This window comes from Citrobacter sp. MGH104 (assembly GCF_001034485.1).
GTDB lineage: Bacteria > Pseudomonadota > Gammaproteobacteria > Enterobacterales > Enterobacteriaceae > Citrobacter > Citrobacter freundii.
This window is the reverse complement of record NZ_KQ089819.1, coordinates 104045-125973: the sequence shown is the minus strand read 5'-3', so window position 1 is coordinate 125973 and position 21929 is coordinate 104045. Positions and strand designations below refer to the sequence as shown.

18 protein-coding genes are annotated in these 21929 nt (G+C 52.2%); 8 read left to right on the top strand and 10 right to left on the bottom strand.

Going from position 1 to position 21929, the window contains the following annotated elements; all coding sequences use genetic code 11:
- Positions 1-12: 12 nt before the first annotated feature.
- The gene (gene secA / locus SK34_RS18985) at positions 13-2718 is read left to right on the top strand and encodes a preprotein translocase subunit SecA (RefSeq protein WP_048233908.1); all 2706 of its coding nucleotides are present in this window, start codon (positions 13-15) and stop codon (positions 2716-2718) included.
- Positions 2719-2774: 56 nt separating this feature from the next.
- The gene (mutT, locus tag SK34_RS18980) at positions 2775-3164 is read left to right on the top strand and encodes an 8-oxo-dGTP diphosphatase MutT (protein WP_003837443.1); all 390 of its coding nucleotides are present in this window, start codon (positions 2775-2777) and stop codon (positions 3162-3164) included.
- 88 nt (positions 3165-3252) lie between these two features.
- Here the strand turns inward: mutT and yacG are convergent, their stop codons facing one another.
- The 3 genes from yacG to coaE are packed head-to-tail and all read right to left on the bottom strand — an operon-like array spanning position 3253 to position 4820.
- Complete coding sequence (gene yacG, locus SK34_RS18975) at positions 3253-3447, bottom strand: DNA gyrase inhibitor YacG (RefSeq protein WP_003018740.1); 195 nt, start codon at positions 3445-3447, stop codon at positions 3253-3255.
- A 9-nt stretch (positions 3448-3456) separates the two neighbouring features.
- Positions 3457-4200, bottom strand: coding sequence for a cell division protein ZapD (gene zapD / locus SK34_RS18970; RefSeq protein ID WP_003837445.1), 744 nt, complete (start codon positions 4198-4200; stop codon positions 3457-3459).
- Positions 4200-4820: a dephospho-CoA kinase gene (coaE, locus tag SK34_RS18965; RefSeq protein ID WP_003837447.1), complete on the bottom strand. Its 621-nt coding sequence runs from the start codon at positions 4818-4820 to the stop codon at positions 4200-4202. Before coaE ends, zapD begins: the two co-directional genes overlap by 1 nt.
- A 225-nt stretch (positions 4821-5045) precedes the next feature.
- Here coaE and SK34_RS18960 point away from each other — a divergent pair, with 225 nt between their 5' ends.
- The gene (locus SK34_RS18960) at positions 5046-6089 is read left to right on the top strand and encodes a GMP reductase (protein ID WP_003018732.1); all 1044 of its coding nucleotides are present in this window, start codon (positions 5046-5048) and stop codon (positions 6087-6089) included.
- Between the two features lie 56 nt (positions 6090-6145).
- Here the strand turns inward: SK34_RS18960 and hofC are convergent, their stop codons facing one another.
- The 4 genes from hofC to nadC all read right to left on the bottom strand — a co-directional run bounded on the left by hofC (position 6146) and on the right by nadC (position 10304).
- Positions 6146-7348 carry a protein transport protein HofC gene (hofC, locus tag SK34_RS18955; RefSeq protein ID WP_048233906.1) on the bottom strand — a complete coding sequence of 401 codons (1203 nt, stop codon included), beginning with the start codon at positions 7346-7348 and terminating at the stop codon, positions 6146-6148.
- Positions 7338-8720, bottom strand: coding sequence for a type II secretion system protein GspE (gene gspE, locus SK34_RS18950; protein ID WP_003845750.1), 1383 nt, complete (start codon positions 8718-8720; stop codon positions 7338-7340). Before gspE ends, hofC begins: the two co-directional genes overlap by 11 nt.
- A 9-nt stretch (positions 8721-8729) precedes the next feature.
- Positions 8730-9167 (bottom strand): prepilin peptidase-dependent pilin, encoded by a 438-nt coding sequence (gene ppdD, locus SK34_RS18945; protein WP_003018724.1) that lies wholly within the window; start codon positions 9165-9167, stop codon positions 8730-8732.
- A 243-nt stretch (positions 9168-9410) separates the two neighbouring features.
- Positions 9411-10304 (bottom strand): carboxylating nicotinate-nucleotide diphosphorylase, encoded by an 894-nt coding sequence (gene nadC, locus SK34_RS18940; RefSeq protein WP_003837454.1) that lies wholly within the window; start codon positions 10302-10304, stop codon positions 9411-9413.
- Between the two features lie 87 nt (positions 10305-10391).
- On the opposite strand from nadC, the gene ampD reads away from it, so the two are divergent.
- Complete coding sequence (ampD, locus tag SK34_RS18935) at positions 10392-10955, top strand: 1,6-anhydro-N-acetylmuramyl-L-alanine amidase AmpD (RefSeq protein ID WP_003018719.1); 564 nt, start codon at positions 10392-10394, stop codon at positions 10953-10955.
- Positions 10952-11806: a beta-lactamase regulator AmpE gene (ampE, locus tag SK34_RS18930; RefSeq protein ID WP_003018711.1), complete on the top strand. Its 855-nt coding sequence runs from the start codon at positions 10952-10954 to the stop codon at positions 11804-11806. The genes ampD and ampE overlap by 4 nt, the downstream gene beginning before the upstream one ends.
- 92 nt (positions 11807-11898) lie before the next feature.
- Here ampE and SK34_RS18925 read toward each other — a convergent pair whose 3' ends face one another.
- The 3 genes from SK34_RS18925 to aroP all read right to left on the bottom strand — a co-directional run bounded on the left by SK34_RS18925 (position 11899) and on the right by aroP (position 15786).
- A complete protein-coding gene (locus tag SK34_RS18925; RefSeq protein ID WP_048233905.1) occupies positions 11899-12849 on the bottom strand; it encodes a glycoside hydrolase family 43 protein in 951 nt (316 codons plus the stop codon).
- Positions 12849-14255, bottom strand: coding sequence for a glycoside-pentoside-hexuronide (GPH):cation symporter (locus tag SK34_RS18920; protein WP_003845756.1), 1407 nt, complete (start codon positions 14253-14255; stop codon positions 12849-12851). Before SK34_RS18920 ends, SK34_RS18925 begins: the two co-directional genes overlap by 1 nt.
- A 157-nt stretch (positions 14256-14412) precedes the next feature.
- Positions 14413-15786: an aromatic amino acid transporter AroP gene (aroP, locus tag SK34_RS18915; protein WP_085951556.1), complete on the bottom strand. Its 1374-nt coding sequence runs from the start codon at positions 15784-15786 to the stop codon at positions 14413-14415.
- A gap of 564 nt (positions 15787-16350) precedes the next feature.
- On the opposite strand from aroP, the gene pdhR reads away from it, so the two are divergent.
- The 3 genes from pdhR (at position 16351) to aceF (ending at position 21846) form a co-directional block, all read left to right on the top strand.
- The gene (pdhR, locus tag SK34_RS18910) at positions 16351-17115 is read left to right on the top strand and encodes a pyruvate dehydrogenase complex transcriptional repressor PdhR (RefSeq protein WP_003018699.1); all 765 of its coding nucleotides are present in this window, start codon (positions 16351-16353) and stop codon (positions 17113-17115) included.
- A 163-nt stretch (positions 17116-17278) separates the two neighbouring features.
- Positions 17279-19942, top strand: coding sequence for a pyruvate dehydrogenase (acetyl-transferring), homodimeric type (aceE, locus tag SK34_RS18905; protein ID WP_003837462.1), 2664 nt, complete (start codon positions 17279-17281; stop codon positions 19940-19942).
- Between the two features lie 14 nt (positions 19943-19956).
- A complete protein-coding gene (gene aceF, locus SK34_RS18900) occupies positions 19957-21846 on the top strand; it encodes a pyruvate dehydrogenase complex dihydrolipoyllysine-residue acetyltransferase (RefSeq protein WP_003018689.1) in 1890 nt (629 codons plus the stop codon).
- Positions 21847-21929 lie beyond the last annotated feature (83 nt).

The following is a 21929-nucleotide window of genomic DNA, read 5'->3' as shown; positions in this document are numbered from 1 at the left end:
TGAGATTTTATTATGCTAATCAAATTATTAACCAAAGTATTCGGTAGCCGTAACGAGCGTACGCTGCGTCGTATGCGTAAAGTGGTCAATGTCATCAACGCAATGGAACCGGAGATGGAAAAACTCTCCGATGATGAACTGAAAGCGAAGACCGCTGAATTCCGCGCCCGTCTGGAAAAAGGTGCCAGAGTTGAGAGCCTGATCCCGGAAGCGTTCGCAGTGGTGCGTGAAGCGAGTAAACGCGTGTTCGGTATGCGCCACTTCGACGTTCAGCTGCTGGGCGGTATGGTGCTTAACGATCGCTGCATCGCGGAAATGCGTACTGGTGAAGGTAAAACCCTGACCGCGACGCTGCCAGCCTACCTGAACGCATTAAGCGGAAAGGGCGTACACGTGGTTACCGTGAACGACTACCTGGCTCAGCGTGATGCCGAAAATAACCGCCCGCTGTTTGAATTCCTCGGCATGACCGTTGGTATCAACATGTCTGGCCTGCCAGCGCCAGCCAAGCGTGAAGCCTACAACGCCGATATTACTTACGGTACCAACAATGAATACGGCTTTGACTACCTGCGCGACAACATGGCGTTTAGTCCGGAAGAACGTGTTCAACGTAAACTGCACTATGCGCTGGTCGATGAAGTTGACTCCATCCTGATCGATGAAGCGCGTACGCCGCTGATCATTTCCGGCCCGGCTGAAGACAGCTCGGAAATGTATAAAAAAGTGAACAAAATCATCCCACACCTGATCCGTCAGGAGAAGGAAGATTCCGACACGTTCCAGGGGGAAGGCCACTTCTCTGTTGATGAGAAAGCGCGCCAGGTTAACCTGACCGAACGTGGTCTGGTACTGATTGAAGAGTTGTTGGTTAACGAAGGCATTATGGATGAGGGCGAGTCTCTGTACTCTCCAGGCAACATTATGCTGATGCACCACGTGACTGCCGCACTGCGTGCGCACGTGCTGTTTACCCGCGATGTTGACTACATCGTGAAAGACGGCGAAGTTATCATCGTTGATGAACACACCGGCCGTACCATGCAGGGGCGTCGCTGGTCTGATGGTCTGCACCAGGCTGTTGAAGCTAAAGAAGGCGTAGAGATCCAGAACGAGAACCAGACGCTGGCATCTATTACCTTCCAGAACTACTTCCGTTTGTACGAAAAACTGGCCGGTATGACCGGTACAGCAGATACCGAAGCCTTTGAATTTAGCTCCATCTACAAGCTGGATACCGTAGTTGTACCAACTAACCGTCCGATGATCCGTAAGGATTTACCGGATCTGGTGTACATGACCGAAGCGGAAAAAATTCAGGCGATCATTGAAGATATTAAAGAGCGTACCGCAAATGGCCAGCCGGTGCTGGTGGGTACTATCTCCATTGAAAAATCTGAAGTGGTCTCTAACGAGCTGACCAAGGCAGGCATCAAACATAACGTCCTCAACGCCAAGTTCCATGCCAGCGAAGCGGATATCGTCGCACAGGCGGGTTACCCGTCTGCCGTGACAATCGCTACTAACATGGCGGGTCGTGGTACCGATATCGTGCTGGGTGGTAGCTGGCAGGCGGAAGTTGCCGAGCTGGAAAACCCAACTCCGGAACAAATCGCGCAGATCAAAGCCGAGTGGCAGGTTCGCCATGACGCGGTATTAGCTGCTGGTGGTTTGCATATTATCGGTACTGAGCGTCACGAATCTCGTCGTATCGATAACCAGCTGCGTGGTCGTTCTGGTCGTCAGGGGGATGCGGGTTCTTCTCGTTTCTATTTGTCGATGGAAGATGCGCTGATGCGTATTTTTGCCTCTGACCGCGTGTCCGGCATGATGCGTAAACTGGGTATGAAGCCTGGTGAAGCCATTGAACACCCATGGGTGACCAAAGCAATTGCTAACGCGCAGCGTAAAGTGGAAAGCCGCAACTTCGATATTCGTAAGCAGTTGCTGGAATATGATGATGTTGCCAACGACCAGCGTCGTGCTATCTACACCCAGCGTAACGAACTGCTGGACGTAACTGACGTTAGCGAAACCATTAACAGCATTCGCGAAGACGTATTCAAAGCGACGATTGATGCCTATATTCCGCCGCAGTCTCTGGAAGAAATGTGGGATATTCCGGGTCTGCAGGAACGTCTGAAAAACGACTTCGATCTGGATATGCCGATTTCAGAGTGGCTGGATAAAGAACCTGAGCTGCACGAAGAAACGCTGCGCGAACGTATTCTGGCAAACGCAGTAGAAGTTTATCAGCGCAAAGAAGAAGTTGTGGGCGCGGAGATGATGCGTCACTTCGAAAAAGGCGTGATGCTGCAAACGCTCGACTCTTTGTGGAAAGAGCACCTGGCTGCGATGGATTACCTGCGTCAGGGTATCCACCTGCGTGGTTACGCGCAAAAAGATCCGAAGCAGGAATACAAGCGTGAATCCTTCTCTATGTTTGCATCAATGCTGGAATCACTGAAGTACGAAGTGATCAGCACTCTGAGCAAAGTTCAGGTGCGTATGCCTGAAGAAGTAGAAGCGATGGAGCAGCAGCGTCGCGAAGAAGCTGAGCGTTTAGCGCAGATGCAGCAGTTGAGCCATAAAGGTGATGATTCTGCTGCGGCAGAAGAGCTGGCGGCACAAACCGGCGATCGTAAAGTGGGTCGTAACGATCCGTGTCCTTGCGGTTCCGGCAAGAAATACAAACAGTGTCATGGCCGTCTGAGCTAAGAAAATAACTTATTGAAAAGGCGCAGACTTCTGCGCCTTTTTTATGGACGATGAAAATGAAAATATTGCAGATCGCCGTCGGGATTATTCGTAATCAGCACAATGAAATTTTTATCACCCAGCGTGCGGCTGATGCCCACATGGCCAATAAGCTGGAGTTCCCCGGCGGGAAAATTGAAGCGGGCGAAACGCCGGAGCAGGCGCTGATTCGCGAGCTACAGGAAGAAGTAGGGATCACGCCGACTCAAAGTTCATTGTTCGAAAAGTTGGAGTATCAGTTTCCGGACAGGCATATCACTCTGTGGTTCTGGCTGGTTGAAAGCTGGGAAGGCGAGCCGTGGGGAAAAGAGGGGCAACCGGCGCAGTGGATAGCGCAATATGCTCTGAATGCGGAAGATTTCCCGCCGGCGAATGCACCGGTCATTGAAAAGCTGATTACTGGATAATGGTGTTCGTAGGCCGGATAAGGCAACACCGCCATCCGGCAAATTATGGCGGGGGTGCTACGCTTGCCCGCCCTACGTATTAGCAGAATTACTTCTGCTCCTCACTCCAGTCGTCGCTTTCCGACAGATCGCCTGAGCTTGGGATGCGTTTCTCTTCTGCAGCCCACTCTCCCAGATCGATTAACTGGCAGCGCTTGCTGCAGAATGGGCGAAACGGACTGACTTCAGCCCATACTACAGGCTTGCCGCAGGTTGGGCAGTTGACGATGGTTTGTTCAGACATGTTGACTCCTTAACAGCACGCCAGTTCAAAATCGAGGCGCTCAGGCACCTGACCATTTTCGCTATCCAGCGGCATAAAGCGGATGGCAAAACGGCTCTTATGACCAGAAATTTGCGGATAAAGCTGCGAATCAAGCGGCAGCTGCAAGCGCAGCAGATCTGCATCTTCGCCGTTGTCCTGATAAAAACCATTCAGGCTGGTTTGCTTACGAAACGGCGCTGAGTTGCGAATTAAATCCAGCACCAGCGACAGCGCTTGATTGAGCGGATTCAGGCTGGCAAGCCAGGTTTCAACCTGCGCGTCACGATACGATTGCGCCAGGTGTAACCAGATATGCAGAGTCGGCAGATCGAAACTGCAGCACCCGCCAGGAATACTTAAACGCTGACGTACGAGACCAATCAGACGATCTTCGCGCAGCGTCTGTCCAATACGCGGGGCAGAAATCAGAATGCTGCCTGCACTTTTTAACTGCTGGCGCAAAGAGTCGATTCTGCTTTGATCGACGCCGGGAACTTCGACCCAGGCCTGGAGTTTACGCTGCTGTCGCTCCAGTTCTTTGAGGAGTTCGGTACGGACTTCGCCGCGTTCAAATACATCCAGTAAATCTCCGATATTGCGGAAAAAATGCAGAGCGCCGGCATGGTCAGCAATGGGTAAATTAACGGAGAGCTGTTGGATTAAAAATTCAATGCGCAGCCATGTACGCATCTTCTCATTGAGAGGGTGTTCAAAAAGGACCTGGGTGTGCATTACGGTTTTTCCTGTGAGACAAACTGCGACGCGCATTGCAAATAGAGCGCGTGCAGGCGGGCGACATCCGAGGCGATGGCTTCCGGTGCGCCATTATTATCAATAACATCGTCTGCCACGGCCAGCCGCGCTTCACGCGTTGCCTGGGCAGCAAGAATTTGTTCAACATGCTCACGTGTGACGTCATCACGCTGCATGGTGCGTCTGAGCTGGGTTTCGGGCGTGACATCCACCACGAGTACGCGGTCGGCTTTTTTATACAGCGAATTTTCCACCAGCAAAGGGACAACCCATAACAGGTAAGGTGAGGTCGCTTGCTGAAACTGGCGCTGCGTTTCCTGCTGAATAAGCGGATGGAGCAGGGCATTCAGCCAGCTTTTCTCCTCTGGGGCGGAAAAAATGCGTTCGCGTAAAATGCGCCGCTGCAACGATCCGTCTGCGGCGATAACCTCGGAACCAAAATGTTCTTCGATTGCCTTAAGAGCAGGTGTGCCGGGTTCAACCACCTGGCGCGCAATAATATCTGCATCAATGATGTTTATTCCGAGGTCAGCGAACGCATTTGCAACGGTGCTTTTACCACTGCCAATGCCGCCGGTTAAGGCTACTGTATACCTCATAGATGCCGATCCTGGAGTTTAAGTTTGATTATCAAACAGTTAAAAGTTAAGCGTGCGAAGGCGAGGCTGTTGCAGGATTAACCTACTATTCGCCAGGTAAATTTATGGGATTGTAGCGTAAAAAAAGAGAATTTCGCAGTCTTGCGCGGCATTGATTAGTGCGTATGATAGCGTCACTGGAGTTGTGAGTTTCGATTTTACGCCATTAACCCCAGGAATCCGCACATGCGTATCGAAGAAGATCTGAAGTTAGGTTTCAAAGACGTTCTTATCCGCCCTAAGCGTTCTACTCTCAAAAGCCGTTCCGATGTTGAGCTGGAACGTCAATTTACCTTTAAGCATTCAGGTCAGACCTGGTCCGGCGTACCTATTATTGCCGCGAACATGGACACTGTCGGGACGTTTGCCATGGCAACGGCGCTGGCATCCTTCGACATCCTGACCGCTGTGCACAAACACTATTCTGTTGAAGACTGGGCCGCCTTCATCGCAGAGACTTCTGCCGATGTACTCAAACACGTAATGGTTTCAACCGGCACGTCTGACGCAGACTTCGAAAAAACCAAACAGATTTTGGCGCTCAACCCAGCGCTGAATTTTATCTGCATTGATGTGGCAAATGGCTACTCAGAGCATTTTGTTCAGTTTGTGTCGAAAGCGCGTGAAGCATGGCCGACAAAAACGATTTGTGCGGGCAATGTAGTCACCGGTGAAATGTGTGAAGAGCTGGTGCTCTCCGGTGCTGATATTGTCAAAGTAGGCATAGGCCCGGGTTCTGTATGCACCACGCGTGTAAAAACCGGCGTTGGCTATCCACAGCTTTCTGCGGTTATTGAATGTGCGGATGCAGCCCACGGTCTGGGCGGCATGATTGTCAGCGACGGCGGCTGCACAATGCCGGGTGACGTTGCAAAAGCGTTTGGCGGCGGCGCAGACTTCGTTATGCTCGGCGGTATGTTGGCCGGTCACGAAGAAAGCGGCGGCAAAATTGTTGAAGAAAACGGTGAGAAATTCATGCTGTTCTACGGTATGAGCTCAGAATCTGCTATGACCCGCCATGTTGGTGGTGTTGCTCAGTATCGTGCCGCTGAAGGTAAAACCGTTAAGCTGCCTCTGCGCGGCCCGGTTGATAATACCGCTCGCGATATTCTCGGCGGTTTGCGTTCTGCTTGCACCTATGTAGGCGCATCCCGTCTGAAAGAGCTGACCAAACGTACAACGTTTATTCGTGTACAGGAACAAGAGAACCGCGTTTTCAATAGCCTGTAAAACAGGTCGTTCTGTGAAATGCCGGATGGCGTTACGTCGCCATCTGGCATTTGAATTTAACCCACTCCGCTCATCGCATCTCCCAAATGGAAAATCGGTAAATACATCGCGACAACCAGCGTACCGATGATAAGCCCCGTAATGACCAGCAACGCAGGCTCAAGTAATGCAGCCAAATTCTCAGCTTGAGCCAGGGTTTTCTCGCCATGGTGATGCGCGAGATTGCGCAGCATTGCATCCAGCGAGCCGGAAGCTTCACCTGTTCGGACCAGCTGTATGCACAATGGGCTGAATTCACCGCTATTTTTAAGCGCTAACCAGACCGGCTTTCCGGCGCTAATGTCGTGCTGAACCAGCGCTAAACGTTGCGACCAGAAAGGGTTAGCCAGCGTTTCGGTAACGCTCTCAAGACCCTGCAAAAAGGGAATACCCGCATTTTGCGTTAACGCCAGAACGGTGAAGATCTGCGTGAGCTTTTGCCCTCTCACCATCGGCCCTATGACCGGGAGGCTGAGCAGCAATTTCTGGCGCAGAACGAGCCAGTACGGTTTCTGATTTATCAAATGATGTGCCGCAACCGCTACCAGGCCAAGTGCTACCGCCAGCCATCCCCATTGGCTGCTATAGTGTGCGATGGTAATAATCCACTGAGTGAGGGCCGGTAACGGGGTGTTGAATGTCTGGTAGATGGCGGCAAACTCAGGGAGTACAAACTGCAACATCGCAAATACGACCAACACCGCCATTGTGATGATGATAATCGGATAGCACAGGGCTTTTTTGACTTTATCAGCAAGTTGCTGTTGTTTCTTTTGCTGGTAGGCGAGTTCAAAACAGCAGTCGTCCAGCTTACCCGTAAGCTCTCCGGTGCGGATCATTGCCTGGTAAAGGGGCGGAAAAACGTGTTGCCATTGTGATAGCGAGGTGGAGAGGGTAATGCCCTGTTCCATATCGTAAGCCAGCGTACGCAGTAGCGCCTGCCATTGACTACTGGGATGCTGTTCAGCAAGCAGAGCTAGCCCTGCTGAGAGCGTTAACCCTGCTTTTAGCAATGTCGCCAACTGGTGTATGGTTTCGGCACTTCTTGTACGGCTCCAGTGCGAGGTTTTGACACGCATACGCTTAATGCGTAGCGGCGTAATCTGTTGTTTCTCAAGAGCCAGCATTAATGACGGTTGGGTATCGGCCCATAGTGTACCTTCCAGCGATTTACCTTTGTTGTTAATGCCTTGCCAGCGCCAAAGCTGTTTAGCGGACATGAGGCATGCCCAGTACACGAATCAGCTCTTCAAATGTCGTTAATCCTTGCTCGACGGCCTGACAGCCATTCTCGAAAAGCGTTCTCCCTGATAGCTGAGCATCAGGTTCCACTCCGTCTACGGGGGCGTCACTGGCAATACTCTGACGTAATGCCGGAGTAACAGGGAGTACTTCAAACAATGCCGTACGGCCATAAAATCCGTGATAACAATGTTTGCAGCCAGGGGCCTGCCAATTCGGTAGTGGTGTAGGCCAGACAGCTTTCGGGAGTGTGATAGGCGTACTCTGACGTTGTCGGCAATGGGGGCACAACTTTCTGACCAATCGCTGTGCAATGACGAGCGTCAGCGCGGAGGCGATCATCCAGCGTGCGACCCCCATTTGTTGCAGACGCACCAGCGTTTCACTGGTGGAATTGGTATGCAGCGTAGAAAGAACCAGATGACCGGTTTGTGCGGCTTTAAGGGCTATTTCTGCTGTTTCTCCATCGCGGATTTCACCCACCATGATAATGTCGGGATCCTGGCGCAACAGAGCACGTAAGACTCCCTGAAAAGTCAAACCGGCGCGTGGGTGAATTTGCGTCTGGTTGATGCCTGTGATCGGGATCTCTACCGGATCTTCCACGCTACAGAGATTAACATCTGGCGTGTTTCGGGTTTGCAGCGCACTGTACAGTGTGACCGTTTTACCGCTTCCGGTAGGCCCGGTAACCAGAATCAGCCCCTGAGGCTGCTGCAAGGCTTGCGAAAATGCGGCCAGCTGCGCGTCTTGCATTCCCAGTGCGGCGATCTCCAGTGACTGCTCGACCTGATGAAGTAGCCGCAACACGACTTTTTCGCCGTAGCGACAGGGCAGGGTGGCGATGCGAAACGAGATAGGTTCTCCTGAAATCTCAACGGTAAATTGTCCGTCTTGTGGAAGCCGATGCTCGGCAATATCCAGACTGCCCAATACTTTTAACCTCGCGGTGATGGCAATGCCCATCTCGGTCGTGACTTCCGGTAAAGCGTGGAGTACTCCATCCACACGTAATCTGATCCGATAGTGATTTTCCGCTGGCTCAAAATGAATATCAGAAGCCCGTTTCTCCAGAGCGGAATGAAACGTCTGATTCAGCAAGTCTGCTGCGCTGGCGCTGCTTTTTGTGACTACTGCAGGGAGCATTTTCTGCGGTGTATGCGTGTGGCCTTCCATTTGCTGACGTGTCCAGCAGACAATGTCGATGCGCCGGGTGGTGGCAAAATGCAGTGCATCCAGCAGTTCGTGTGATGGGGCGTCTACGACGGCGATATGCACCACTTCATTGTCTGCATCCAGTAATATTCCCTGATAACGTTGGCATAGCGCTGTAAGCTGGGTGGTATTCATCTCTGTTCCTTAGTGGGTATCGAAGCGGAAAACATCTTCACAGGCCTGCTGCAATGCGCTGTCGTTCTGGATGATGCAGTTACGGTTCCAGCCGGTAATGCCGTTGGCATTGTCCCAAGCCGGCGTCATGGTGATGCTTAACCCGTTCAGGCTTTCCTGCCCACTAAGGCTGACAACGCCTTTTTCAATGCTCATGGCTGAGACGTAACGGGTAGTTGTTGGCGTGGGAATACCATTCGTTCCGGCATCGCAGGTATCTGTTCCTCCATGCTCCAGTGCACAGAGCTCAACCGCTGTGCGATAGGGGACAAAGGTTTGCAGCATGTCTGTCAGCGCGGCTTTGCGCAGATAGTTTTGATATGCCGGAATACCGATGGCGCTAAGAATGGCAATAATGCCAATCACCACCATGAGTTCGATAAGCGTAAAGCCTCGTTGCTTGTTCATTGTTCACTCCTTGAGTTTGCTGGCGCTACTTTGGCAAACCGACGGGAGGACGGCGAGAGACAAAAAACAGAATGGGAAGGCGGATTCCGAGGACTTTTACGAAATTACAGAATCAGACAATGTATTTGCTAAGAGGCTCGCAGAAACTGCCGGATGGCGGCGTAAATGCCGTATCCGGCTTACAGAATAAACCTGTGTAGGAGGCCCGATAAGCGAAGCATCATCGGGCAATACAATCAGCAATTAGCGAAAACGCATGGAGAGATCGAGAGCGCGAACATGTTTGGTCAGCGCGCCAACAGAGATGAAATCCACGCCGGTTTCGGCAAATTCGCGCAGCGTTTCATGGGTGACATTGCCCGAGACTTCCAGACGCGCCTGGCCGTTTGTGCGTTTTACCGCTTCGCGCATTTGGTCGGTTTCGAAGTTATCGAGCATGATGATGTCGGCCCCGGCTTTCAGCGCGTCGTCCAGCTCATCCAGGCTTTCTACTTCGACTTCAACCGGCACATCCGGGTGCAACCAGAATGCTTTTTCTACGGCCTGACGTACCGAGCCGGAAGCAATAATGTGGTTTTCTTTAATCAGGAAAGCGTCGGACAGCCCCAAACGATGATTCGCCCCGCCGCCGCACAATACGGCGTATTTTAGCGCGGTACGCAGTCCTGGCAGGGTTTTACGCGTATCCAGCAGTTGGGTCTTGGTCCCAGCTAACAGGTCGACGTATTTACGCACCTCGCTTGCTACACCTGAAAGCGTCTGCACAAAATTAAGCGCGGTACGTTCACCGGTCAGTAACACGCGGGAAGGGCCGTCCAGTTCAAACAGTGGCTGATTAGCCTTAATGCTGTCGCCATCTTCGACATGCCAGGTGATGTTTACATCATCGCCAGCCAGTTGAATAAAGACCTCTTCCACCCAACGTTTCCCACAAAAAACGCCATCTTCTCGGGTAATTACGGTAGCGTGGGAGCGCATGTCTTCGGGTAAAAGCTGTGCGGTGATATCGTTATTGGCATCAACTTCTCCGCCTAAATCTTCACGCAGCGCCTGAGCGACAGCGGCAGGGATATCGAGATTTATGCGTTCCAACAGCGCGTCACGTCGGTAGTCAGGGTTATAGCGGCGAGGCGGCATGATAAAACTCCAAATTGCTAACGAATCATAAGGTGGAAACATGCTACCCTGAACCTGATATGAGCACCACCAATAAGGAGATTCTGCATGTTGTTAGACGAGGGCTGGCTGGCAGAGGCGCGACGCGTTCCCTCTCCGCATTACGATTGCCGCCCGGATGACGAAAACCCTTCTCTGCTGGTGGTGCATAATATCAGCCTGCCGCCCGGCGAGTTTGGCGGCCCGTGGATAGACGCGCTGTTCACTGGCACGATTGATCCCAACGCCCATCCTTATTTTGCCGGAATCGCCCATTTGCGCGTTTCGGCCCATTGTTTAATTCGCCGTGATGGTGAAATCGTGCAGTATGTCCCCTTTGATAAACGCGCCTGGCATGCCGGCGTCTCGAGCTATCAGGGCCGTGAACGCTGTAATGATTTCTCAATTGGTATTGAGCTGGAAGGGACGGATACGCTGGCCTATACCGACGCGCAGTACCAGCAACTGGCAGCCGTGACCAATGCCCTGATTACGCGTTATCCGGCTATTGCTAACAATATGACAGGACATTGCAATATTGCGCCCGAGCGTAAGACCGATCCCGGGCCCTCATTTGACTGGGCAAGGTTTCGCGCCCTGGTCACCCCCTCGTCGCACAAGGAGATGACATGACGCTGTTTACAACATTACTGGTGTTGATTGTTGAACGCCTGTTTAAGCTGGGTGAGCACTGGCAGCTTGATCACCGGGTTGAAGCTTTTTTCCGCCGGATTAAGCATTTCTCGATGATGCGTACGGTAGGCATGACTCTTATTGCGATGGGAGTGACGTTTCTGCTACTGCGCGCACTTCATGGGCTGCTGTTTAACGTTCCGTTGCTGGTGGCGTGGATCTTAATTGGCTTGCTGTGCATCGGCGCAGGCAAGGCGCGCCTTCACTATCACGCTTACCTGAACGCGGCCGCTCGCGATGACGCTCACGCTCGTGAGGCGATGGCCAGCGAGCTGACGCTTATCCATGGTGTTCCGCCGGACTGTGACGAGCGTGAGTTCCTGCGTGAACTGCAGAACGCGCTGTTATGGAACAACTTTCGCTTTTACCTGGCGCCGTTATTCTGGCTGATTGTCGGTGGCCCGTGGGGACCTGTGACGCTGGTTGGTTATGCCTTTTTACGTGCCTGGCAGTCCTGGCTGGCGCGCTATCAGACACCGCACCAGCGTCTGCAATCGGGTATTGATGCGATCCTGCATGTGCTGGACTGGATCCCGGTGCGTCTGGCGGGCGTGGTCTATGCGCTGCTGGGACACGGCGAGAAGGCGTTGCCAGCCTGGTTTGCGTCGCTTGCTGATCTGCATACTTCGCAATATCAGGTGCTTACGCGTCTGGCGCAGTTCTCGCTGGCGCGCGAACCTCATACCGATAAAGTCGAAACGCCAAAAGCGGCTGTTTCGATGGCGAAGAAGACCTCATTTGTGGTGGTGGTGATTATTGCGTTGCTGACCATTTATGGGGCATTAGTATAGCGTTGTGCCGGATGGCGCTAACGCTTATCCGGCCTACAATGGAAAAACGTGTAGGCCCGGTAAGCGTTAGCGCCACCGGGCAGTGCAACGGTTTAGTTCGTATCAGCAGGCGGGATGCCAAAATCTGGCATGCCGTTTTCGTCCCAACGCACGAGCTTCAGACGAGTGTGGCGGTTTGGGTCGTACAGCGGATCGCCCTCGATTTCGGTGTAATTTCTCGCGTGATACACCAGCACATCTTCACCTTCTGGCGTTTGCGTAAAGCTGTTGTGTCCCGGCCCAAACTGGCGGTTTTCATAGCTGGTGGTAAAGACCGGGCGCGGTGATTTGTGCCAGTTCTGCGGGTTGAGCGGATCTGCGTCTAAGTCAATCCACAATAATCCCATACAGTAGTTCTCATCAGTAGCGCTGGCGGAATAGCTGATAAACAACTTGTCGCCGTGAACCATGACGGCAGGACCTTCGTTGACCCAAAAACCCCGGCATTCCCAGTCATATTCAGGATGGCTTAGCATGACCGGCTCGCCTTTAATCGTCCATGGATTTTCCAGTTCTGCGAGATAGATATTGGAGTTTCCGGCGATATCGGGCGATTTCTGCGCCCATAGATACCACTGTTTTCCCTGATGGTTAAAGGTGGTGGCATCGAGCGCAAAGGTATCAAACTGCGTTTTAATCTGACCTTTCTCCGTCCACTTTCCGGTCAGCGGATCGGTGCCGGCACATTCGAGCGCAAACATGCGATGCTGGAACATCCCCAGCTTGTCGAGCGACTGTGTGTGGGTGGCGGCAAAATAGATGTACCACTTGCCTGCCAGATGATGGATTTCGGGCGCCCAGATGAGTTGGCTCATGGGGCCGCTTTCTGGCTTGCGCCAGATGATAACCGGGGCGGCGGTGCGCAACCCTTCCAGCGAGTCGGCCCGGCGTATCTCCAGCCGGTCATATTCAGGTACTGAAGCAATGAAATAGTAGTGGCTACCGTCACGTAAGATAAACGGATCGGCACGCTGTTCAATAAAGGGATTTGGCCACTGATTCATTAGGCTTTCCTTACGGTTTCAGTCGTTTTTATATCGTGGTATTCATTCAGTTCACGGTAGTTGGCGCGGCGCTTTTCTAAATCTGTCTGGATTTGCTGCATAAACTCGCGGTCAACTTTCAGCAGACGAACCACGCCTGCAGTAATCAGGTAGCCTGCGCCCGGTATGATGGTAAACAGCAGCATAATACCGTTAATGGCGGAGTCGCTTTGCGTTTTCGCCCCAGCGTCGTAGCCGTACCAGGAGAGCAGGAAGCCGACCATCGCTCCGGCAATCGCCAGACCCAGTTTCAGGAAGAACAGGTTGCCGGAGAAGCTGATCCCGGTGATGCGTTTACCGGTTTTCCACTCGCCGTAGTCATCGACATCCGCCATCAGCGACCAGTGCAGCGGAGATGGGATCTGATGCAGGATGTTGAGCAGGAAGTAGAGCACCATAATCATCATGGTGGCTTTCGGATCGAAGAAGTAAAACGCGGCGGAGAAAATCGCCAGGATGATATTGGTCCAGAAGAACACTTTCAGTTTGCACCAGCGATCGGTTAACACCTTCGCCAACATGCTGCCGATCATCATGCCTACAACGCCAAGGCTGATAAACAACGTCGCAAATTGTGTACTCTGCTGCATAACCCAGGTCACGTAGTACATGGTGGCAGCCATGCGAATAAAACCCGGACAGACGTTGCACAGGGTTAACAGCAGGATTTTTACCCACTGATCGTTCTTCCATACGTCTTTCAGATCGGCTTTTAAATCGTCATTGGTCTGGACAGCAGGGCGTACACGTTCACGGACGGTTGCAAAGCAAAACAGGAACATACACATGCCGATGAAGGCCAGTACCGCCATCGCCATTTGATACCCTTTGGCTTTGTCTTCCCCGCCGAACCAGTCGGCCATGGGGAGCAGGGTAAGGGAGAGCAGCAGAGTTGCAATTCCTACCAATACAAAGCGATATGACTGGCAGGCGACGCGTTCTTGCGGATCGTTGGTGATGACGCTGCCGAGAGAGCAATAGGGGATATTGATCGCCGTATAGGTAATTGAGAGCAGGAAATAGGTAACAAAGGCATAGATAACTTTGCTGTTATATGTCCACTCAGGGGTGGTAAACATCAGTACGCTGAATAATGCGTACGGGAAAGCCATCCACAAAAGCCATGGACGAAATCGACCATATTTGCTGCGGGTGCGGTCGGCCATTGCGCCCATTATAGGGTCGGTAACGGCATCGATAACGCGTACTGAGAGCAGTAATACGCCGACCAGTGCAGGCGCGAGTCCAAAAATGTCTGTGTAAAAATAGTTAACAAACAACATGATGGCGCCAAAGATGATGTTGCATCCGGCGTCGCCCATTCCATAGCCAATCTTTTCTTTCACCGTGAGCTTACTGGTTTCCATCAACTGCACTCCATGAATGAAATATGGAGAGAATTATTGTCTGGTACCGGTGTTTTTGCGTTGCAGGATAACGCCGCTGATATGGACTAAACAGTCGTGAGTGGGAAAGTGTGAGGCAGGTAACAACCCCCACCTGGCGCAGGTGGGGGAGGAAAAATTAATGTGCTTTAACCGTGCCGGCCGTTTTCTGTTTGAACAGGTAACCAATGCCAAGAATAGCAATCCATACCGGGATTAAGTACACCGAGATCGCCATGCCCGGCGTCATCAGCATAATCACCAGTACTGCAGCCATGAAAATCAGGCACACCCAGTTACCCAGCGGATAGAGCAGCGCCGGGAAGCGGGTGGTAACACCCTGCTGCTGTTTGGCTTTGCGGAACTTCATGTGCGCAAGGCTAATCATTGCCCAGTTGATTACCAGTGCGGAAACGACCAGCGCCATCAACAGGCCAAAGGCAGATTCTGGCGCCAGGTAGTTGATCAGCACGCACAGAGCCGTCACCAGTGCGGAAACCAGAATGGTGTTTACCGGCACGCCGCGTTTGTCGACGTTCATCAGCGCTTTCGGCGCATTGCCCTGCTGTGCCAGACCGAACAGCATACGGCTGTTGCAGTACACACAGCTGTTATAGACAGAAAGGGCAGCAGTCAGCACCACGATGTTCAGGGCATTAGCAACAAACGTGTCGCCCAGTTCGTGGAAAATAAGGACAAACGGGCTGGTATCAGCCGTAACGCGCGTCCACGGCATCAGGGAAAGCAGAACCGCCAGCGAACCCACATAGAAAATCAGGATACGGTAGATAACCTGGTTGGTTGCTTTGGGAATGCTTTGCTCCGGGTTATCCGCTTCTGCTGCGGTGATCCCAACCAGCTCCAGTCCACCGAAAGAGAACATGATAATCGCCATCATCATCACCAGACCGGTGAAACCATGCGGCAGGAAGCCCCCCTGGTTCCACAGGTTGCTGACGCTGGCCTGCGGCCCGCCGTTGCCGCTGAACAGCAGCCAGCCGCCGAAGATGATCATCGCGACGACAGCAATGACTTTAATAATGGCGAACCAGAACTCCATCTCACCAAACACTTTCACGTTGGTCAGGTTAATGGCGTTGATAATCACGAAGAAGGCTGCAGCAGAGGCCCAGGTTGGGATCTCCGGGTACCAGAACTGGATATATTTACCGACTGCAGTCAGCTCAGCCATGGCAACCAGCACGTACAGTACCCAGTAGTTCCAGCCAGAGGCGAAACCCGCGAAACTGCCCCAGTATTTATAAGCAAAGTGGCTAAAGGAGCCTGCTACCGGCTCTTCAACCACCATTTCACCTAACTGACGCATAATCAAAAAGGCGATAAAGCCGGCAATAGCGTAACCCAGAATAATACCCGGTCCTGCAGACTGGATAACGGATGCGCTACCGAGGAATAACCCGGTACCAATCGCGCCACCCAGCGCGATTAGCTGTATATGGCGGTTCTTAAGACCGCGCTTGAGCTGATCGCCATGCTGTTGACTTTCCATCATGAAACCTCGTGTGTGGTTTTACTCTTCATATTTCGAGTACTTATTTTTTGAACTACGCAGCAATGCGTGTGTAAGTTTGCAATTCCGTTTGTTGTATTAATTTGTTTACAGATGCTTTTGATGAAATGTTGCCTTAATGCTTTTGTCTTGATCAGAATAATGATATGCGAGCGCGAATGCACCTGCTTTATGCGGGGGAGATGACGAGTTGAATAAAAAGAAACCATTTGTAAATGCGAGTTTATCTACCACAAAATTTCTATTTTGAATTTCTATTCATTAATAGTGATTTAAGAATCGATAAATAAGCAGGTGAATCGGTTCAGATGAGATAATTTTTCGTTTCAATTCCGTTAAAACTACCTCGAGGTGGGTAAATTTAACATTTGTGCATAGTTACATGTTTGAAACGTTATTTCTGTAATGTTGTTAAAATATGCCTCCTTTACTGATTTCAATCAAAACCTGTATGGACAGAAGGTGAATACTTTGTTACTTTAGCGTCAAGAACATGAAATTGGTAAGACCAATTGACTCCGGGCAAATGGCTTAAGACAGGAAATCATGGCCTACAGCAAAATCCGCCAACCAAAACTCTCCGATGTGATTGAGCAGCAGCTGGAGTTTTTAATTCTTGAGGGGACACTTCGCCCCGGAGAAAAACTCCCACCGGAACGCGAGCTGGCAAAACAGTTCGACGTCTCCCGCCCCTCCTTACGCGAGGCGATCCAACGCCTTGAAGCGAAGGGGTTACTGCTTCGTCGTCAGGGCGGTGGCACTTTTGTTCAGAGCAGCCTGTGGCAGAGCTTTAGCGACCCACTGGTAGAGCTGCTCTCCGACCATCCTGAATCCCAGTTTGACCTGCTTGAGACGCGCCATGCGCTGGAAGGTATTGCAGCTTATTACGCTGCACTGCGCAGCACGGATGAAGACAAAACGCGTATCCGTGAACTCCACCATGCGATCGAGCTTGCTCAACAGTCCGGCGATCTTGACGGTGAATCTGATGCAGTACTCCAGTATCAAATTGCTGTCACCGAAGCGGCACATAATGTGGTGCTGCTCCATTTGCTAAGGTGTATGGAGCCGATGCTGGCCCAGAACGTTCGGCAAAACTTCGAATTGCTGTATGCGCGTCGTGAAATGCTGCCACTGGTTAGCAGTCACCGTACCCGTATTTTTGAAGCAATTATTGCCGGGAAGCCGGAAGAGGCGCGTGAAGCGTCCCACCGTCACCTGGCGTTTATCGAAGAGATTCTGCTGGACAGAAGCCGTGAGGAAAGCCGTCGTGAACGCGCCTTACGCCGTCTGGAGCAACGAAAGAATTAGTGATTTTTCTGGCAGAACGTTAACCAGAAGATGTTGTAAATCAAGCGCCATATAAAGTGCGCGGCAACTAAACGCAGAACCTGTCTTATTACGCTCTCTGGCGAGAACGTAATGGGACAGGTTCCAGATAACTCAACGTATTAGATAGATAAGGAATACCCCCATGTCAGAACGTTTCCCAAATGACGTGGATCCGATCGAAACTCGCGACTGGCTACAGGCGATCGAATCGGTCATCCGTGAAGAAGGTGTTGAGCGTGCTCAGTATCTGATCGACCAACTGCTTTCAGAAGCCCGCAAAGGCGGCGTGAAAGTAGCGGCAGGTGCAGGGGCCAGCAATTATGTAAACACTATTGCCGTTGAAGATGAACCGGAATACCCGGGCAATCTGGAGCTGGAACGTCGTATTCGTTCTGCTATCCGTTGGAACGCCATCATGACCGTACTGCGCGCGTCTAAAAAGGACCTCGAGCTGGGTGGCCACATGGCATCCTTCCAGTCCTCCGCAACGGTATATGATGTTTGCTTCAACCACTTCTTCCGTGCACGCAACGAGCAAGATGGCGGCGATCTGGTGTACTTCCAGGGTCACATCTCTCCGGGCATCTACGCACGCGCATTCCTGGAAGGTCGTCTGACTGAAGAGCAGATGAACAACTTCCGTCAGGAAGTACATGGCAAAGGCCTGTCTTCCTACCCGCACCCGAAACTGATGCCAGAATTCTGGCAGTTCCCGACCGTATCTATGGGTCTGGGCCCAATCGGTGCTATCTACCAGGCTAAATTCCTGAAATATCTGGAACACCGTGGTCTGAAAGATACCTCTAAACAAACCGTTTACGCCTTCCTGGGCGACGGCGAGATGGATGAGCCAGAATCAAAAGGTGCGATCACCATCGCGACCCGTGAAAAACTGGACAACCTGGTCTTTGTTATCAACTGTAACCTGCAGCGTCTTGACGGCCCGGTAACCGGTAACGGCAAGATTGTTAACGAACTGGAAGGCATCTTCGCGGGCGCTGGCTGGAACGTTATCAAAGTCATGTGGGGCGGTCGTTGGGATGAGCTGCTGCGTAAAGACACCAGCGGTAAACTGATCCAGCTGATGAACGAAACCGTTGACGGCGACTACCAGACCTTCAAATCCAAAGATGGCGCATATGTACGTGAGCACTTCTTCGGTAAATACCCGGAAACCGCAGCACTGGTTGCTGACTGGACTGATGAGCAGATTTGGTCTCTGAACCGCGGTGGTCACGATCCGAAGAAAGTTTACGCTGCACTGAAAAAAGCGCAGGAAACCAAAGGCAAAGCAACTGTAATCCTCGCCCATACCATCAAAGGTTACGGCATGGGTGACACCGCTGAAGGTAAAAACATCGCTCACCAGGTTAAGAAAATGAACATGGACGGCGTGCGTTATATCCGCGACCGTTTCAACGTTCCTGTGACCGATGAGCAGGTTGAAAACCTGTCTTACATCACCTTCCCGGAAGGTTCTGAAGAGCACACTTATCTGCACGCTCAGCGTCAGAAACTGCATGGCTACCTGCCAGCTCGTCAGCCGAACTTCACTGAGAAGCTGGAACTGCCGGCTCTGGAAGACTTCGGTGCGCTGCTGGAAGAGCAGAACAAAGAAATCTCCACCACTATCGCTTTCGTTCGTGCCCTGAACGTGATGCTGAAGAACAAGTCGATCAAAGATCGTCTGGTTCCGATCATCGCTGATGAAGCACGTACTTTCGGTATGGAAGGTCTGTTCCGTCAGATCGGTATCTACAGCCCGAACGGTCAGCAGTACACCCCGCAGGACCGTGAGCAGGTTGCTTACTATAAAGAAGACGAGAAAGGTCAGATCCTGCAGGAAGGTATCAACGAACTGGGTGCTGGCGCATCCTGGCTGGCTGCTGCGACCTCTTACAGCACCAACGATCTGCCGATGATTCCGTTCTACATCTACTACTCCATGTTCGGGTTCCAGCGTATCGGTGACCTGTGCTGGCAGGCAGGCGACCAACAGGCTCGTGGCTTCCTGATTGGTGGTACTTCCGGTCGTACGACGCTGAACGGTGAAGGTCTGCAGCACGAAGATGGTCACAGCCATATTCAGTCTCTGACTATCCCGAACTGTATCTCTTACGATCCGTCTTACGCGTACGAAGTTGCGGTCATCATGCACGATGGTCTGGAGCGTATGTACGGTGAGAAACAAGAGAACGTTTACTACTACATCACCACGCTGAACGAAAACTACCACATGCCGGCAATGCCAGCAGGTGCCGAGGAAGGTATCCGTAAAGGTATCTACAAACTCGAAACCCTCGAAGGTAAGAAAGGTAAAGTTCAGCTGCTGGGCTCCGGTTCTATCCTGCGTCACGTCCGTGAAGCAGCACAGATCCTGGCGAACGACTACGGTGTAGGGTCTGACGTTTACAGCGTAACCTCCTTCACTGAACTGGCGCGTGATGGCCAGGATTGTGAGCGCTGGAACATGCTGCACCCGATGGAAACTCCGCGCGTTCCGTACATCGCTCAGGTGATGAACGACGCTCCGGCAGTAGCATCTACTGACTATATGAAACTGTTTGCCGAACAGGTTCGTACTTATGTACCGGCTGATGATTATCGCGTACTGGGTACTGACGGTTTCGGTCGCTCTGACAGCCGTGAAAACCTGCGTCACCACTTCGAAGTTGATGCTTCCTACGTGGTTGTAGCGGCCCTGGGCGAACTGGCTAAACGTGGCGAAATCGATAAGAAAGTGGTTGCAGACGCAATCACCAAATTCAACATCGATGCAGATAAAGTTAACCCGCGTCTGGCGTAAGAGGTAAAAGAATAATGGCTATCGAAATCAATGTACCGGACATCGGGGCTGATGAAGTTGAAATCACCGAGATCCTGGTCAAAGTGGGCGACAAAGTTGAAGCTGAACAGTCGCTGATCACCGTAGAAGGCGACAAAGCCTCTATGGAAGTTCCGTCTCCTCAGGCTGGTATCGTTAAAGAGATCAAAGTCTCTGTTGGCGATAAAACTGAGACCGGCAAACTGATCATGATTTTCGATTCCGCCGACGGTGCAGCAGCAGCTGCACCTGCTCCGGCAGAAGAGAAGAAAGAAGCGGCTCCGGCAGCAGCACCTGCTGCTGCGGCGGCGAAAGACGTACACGTACCGGACATCGGCGGCGACGAAGTTGAAGTTACCGAGATCATGGTTAAAGTGGGCGACACCGTTGCGGCTGAACAGTCTCTGATCACCGTTGAAGGTGACAAAGCGTCAATGGAAGTTCCGGCACCGTTCGCGGGTACCGTTAAAGAGATCAAAATCAACACCGGCGACAAAGTGTCTACCGGTTCCCTGATTATGGTCTTCGAAGTAGCGGGCGCAGCGCCTGCTGCTGCACCGGCTCAGGCGGCTGCTCCAGCAGCAGCGGCGGCTCCGGCTGCTTCCGGCTCGAAAGAAGTTAACGTACCGGATATCGGCGGTGACGAAGTCGAAGTCACTGAAGTGATGGTTAAAGTGGGCGATAAAATTGCCGCTGAGCAATCACTGATCACCGTTGAAGGCGATAAAGCGTCAATGGAAGTTCCGGCACCGTTCGCGGGCACCGTGAAAGAAATCAAAATCAGCACCGGCGACAAAGTTAAAACCGGTTCTCTGATTATGGTCTTCGAAGTCGAAGGCGCAGCACCTGCAGCCGCTCCAGCACAAGCAGCTGCTCCGGCTCCGGCCGCAGCACCAGCGCCTGCGCAAGCCGCAGCTCCGGCCGCGAAAGCGGAAGGCAAATCTGAGTTTGCTGAAAACGACGCTTACGTTCATGCAACACCGCTGATTCGTCGCCTGGCGCGCGAATTCGGTGTGAACCTGGCGAAAGTGAAAGGTTCTGGCCGTAAAGGTCGTATCCTGCGTGAAGACGTTCAGGCTTACGTGAAAGACGCTATCAAGCGTGCTGAAGCGGCTCCGGCTGCAGCAGCAGGCGGCGGTATCCCGGGCATGCTGCCTTGGCCGAAAGTGGACTTCAGCAAGTTTGGTGAAATCGAAGAAGTGGAACTGGGCCGTATCCAGAAAATCTCTGGTGCTAACCTGAGCCGTAACTGGGTGATGATCCCGCACGTTACTCACTTCGATAAGACCGATATCACCGATCTGGAAGCGTTCCGTAAACAGCAGAACGCCGAAGCTGAAAAACGTAAACTGGACGTGAAATTCACCCCAGTAGTCTTCATCATGAAAGCCGTTGCCGCAGCTCTGGAACAGATGCCGCGCTTCAACAGCTCCCTGTCTGAAGACGGTCAGCGCCTGACCCTGAAGAAATACATCAACATCGGTGTAGCGGTTGATACTCCGAATGGTCTGGTTGTTCCGGTCTTCAAAGACGTGAACAAGAAGAGCATTACCGAGCTGTCTCGTGAACTGACCGTGATCTCCAAGAAAGCGCGTGATGGCAAGCTGACTGCTGGCGAAATGCAGGGCGGTTGCTTCACCATCTCCAGCATCGGTGGCCTGGGTACTACCCACTTCGCGCCGATTGTGAACGCGCCGGAAGTGGCTATCCTCGGTGTCTCCAAGTCCTCTATGGAGCCAGTGTGGAACGGTAAAGAGTTTATGCCGCGTCTGATGATGCCGATTTCGCTCTCCTTCGACCACCGTGTAATTGACGGTGCGGATGGTGCGCGCTTTATCACCATCATCAACAACATGCTGTCTGACATTCGCCGCCTGGTGATGTAAGCGAAAAAGCCGGCCCGACGGCCGGCTTTTTTCTGGTAATCTCATGAAGTCAGTGAGGTTATTGTGCGAAAGACAAATCGGTT

Coding starts and splice junctions, on each gene's coding strand:
- secA (WP_048233908.1), top strand. CDS start 13: ATGCTAATCAAATTATTAACCAAAGTATTCGGTAGCCGTAACGAGCGT.
- mutT (WP_003837443.1), top strand. CDS start 2,775: ATGAAAATATTGCAGATCGCCGTCGGGATTATTCGTAATCAGCACAAT.
- yacG (WP_003018740.1), bottom strand. CDS start 3,447: ATGTCTGAACAAACCATCGTCAACTGCCCAACCTGCGGCAAGCCTGTA.
- zapD (WP_003837445.1), bottom strand. CDS start 4,200: ATGCACACCCAGGTCCTTTTTGAACACCCTCTCAATGAGAAGATGCGT.
- coaE (WP_003837447.1), bottom strand. CDS start 4,820: ATGAGGTATACAGTAGCCTTAACCGGCGGCATTGGCAGTGGTAAAAGC.
- SK34_RS18960 (WP_003018732.1), top strand. CDS start 5,046: ATGCGTATCGAAGAAGATCTGAAGTTAGGTTTCAAAGACGTTCTTATC.
- hofC (WP_048233906.1), bottom strand. CDS start 7,348: ATGTCCGCTAAACAGCTTTGGCGCTGGCAAGGCATTAACAACAAAGGT.
- gspE (WP_003845750.1), bottom strand. CDS start 8,720: ATGAATACCACCCAGCTTACAGCGCTATGCCAACGTTATCAGGGAATA.
- ppdD (WP_003018724.1), bottom strand. CDS start 9,167: ATGAACAAGCAACGAGGCTTTACGCTTATCGAACTCATGGTGGTGATT.
- nadC (WP_003837454.1), bottom strand. CDS start 10,304: ATGCCGCCTCGCCGCTATAACCCTGACTACCGACGTGACGCGCTGTTG.
- ampD (WP_003018719.1), top strand. CDS start 10,392: ATGTTGTTAGACGAGGGCTGGCTGGCAGAGGCGCGACGCGTTCCCTCT.
- ampE (WP_003018711.1), top strand. CDS start 10,952: ATGACGCTGTTTACAACATTACTGGTGTTGATTGTTGAACGCCTGTTT.
- SK34_RS18925 (WP_048233905.1), bottom strand. CDS start 12,849: ATGAATCAGTGGCCAAATCCCTTTATTGAACAGCGTGCCGATCCGTTT.
- SK34_RS18920 (WP_003845756.1), bottom strand. CDS start 14,255: ATGGAAACCAGTAAGCTCACGGTGAAAGAAAAGATTGGCTATGGAATG.
- aroP (WP_085951556.1), bottom strand. CDS start 15,786: ATGATGGAAAGTCAACAGCATGGCGATCAGCTCAAGCGCGGTCTTAAG.
- pdhR (WP_003018699.1), top strand. CDS start 16,351: ATGGCCTACAGCAAAATCCGCCAACCAAAACTCTCCGATGTGATTGAG.
- aceE (WP_003837462.1), top strand. CDS start 17,279: ATGTCAGAACGTTTCCCAAATGACGTGGATCCGATCGAAACTCGCGAC.
- aceF (WP_003018689.1), top strand. CDS start 19,957: ATGGCTATCGAAATCAATGTACCGGACATCGGGGCTGATGAAGTTGAA.